At 62.0% G+C, this 690-nt stretch carries 2 protein-coding genes; both read right to left on the bottom strand.

All coding sequences use genetic code 11. The annotated features are described in order from the left end of the window. On the bottom strand, nucleotides 1-254 hold a 254-nt coding region (locus EOA86_RS37190), incomplete at its 3' end, for a methyltransferase domain-containing protein (RefSeq protein ID WP_128345868.1). Between the two features lie 47 nt (nucleotides 255-301). Continuing rightward, nucleotides 302-690: ATP-binding cassette domain-containing protein (locus EOA86_RS37185; protein WP_128345867.1), on the bottom strand; the 389-nt coding region annotated here is incomplete at its 5' end.

Here is a 690-nt window from a genome sequence, read left to right as displayed (position 1 = left end):
GCATCGGCCAACTCGAAGGTTACATCAGGCAAGCGTGCCCTCGCCTTGTCGATCATGTCAGGCGAGGTGTCGAAACCGCTGACCTGCGCGCTCGGCCAGCGCTCGACCAGCAATTCGGTGGAATTGCCCGGCCCGCAGCCGATGTCGACCACCCGGCGCGGTGCCTCCACCGGCACCTGCGCGACGAGATCGCGCGACGGCCGCGTTCGCTCGTCCTCGAATTTGAGATATTGGGCGGCGGACCAGTCGGCCATTTCAGCTCCTCAGATCACTTGAGAATTCGCCGCCCGAAATAAGAACCCTATCGCGTCAGCCGCTTGTACGTCATGCGGTGCGGGTTGACGGCGTCAGGGCCGAGCCGTCGGATCTTGTCCTGCTCGTAATCCTCGAAATTGCCCTCGAACCATTCGACATGGCTGTCGCCCTCGAAGGCAAGGATATGCGTCGCCAACCGGTCGAGGAACATGCGGTCGTGCGAGATGATGACGGCGCAGCCGGCGAAGTTTTCCAGCGCGTCTTCGAGTGCCGCCAGCGTTTCCGTATCGAGATCGTTGGTCGGTTCGTCGAGCAGCAGCACATTGCCACCGGTCTTCAGCATCTTGGCCAGGTGCACACGGTTGCGCTGGCCGCCGGACAAATTGCCGACCTTCTGCTGCTGATCGCCGCCACGGAAATTGAACGACGCGCAAT

The organism is Mesorhizobium sp. M5C.F.Ca.IN.020.32.2.1, from assembly GCF_004023105.1.
In the GTDB taxonomy this organism is placed as follows: domain Bacteria; phylum Pseudomonadota; class Alphaproteobacteria; order Rhizobiales; family Rhizobiaceae; genus Mesorhizobium; species Mesorhizobium wenxiniae.
Note: the sequence above shows the minus strand (reverse complement) of the source record. Positions and strands in the feature narration are given on the sequence as shown.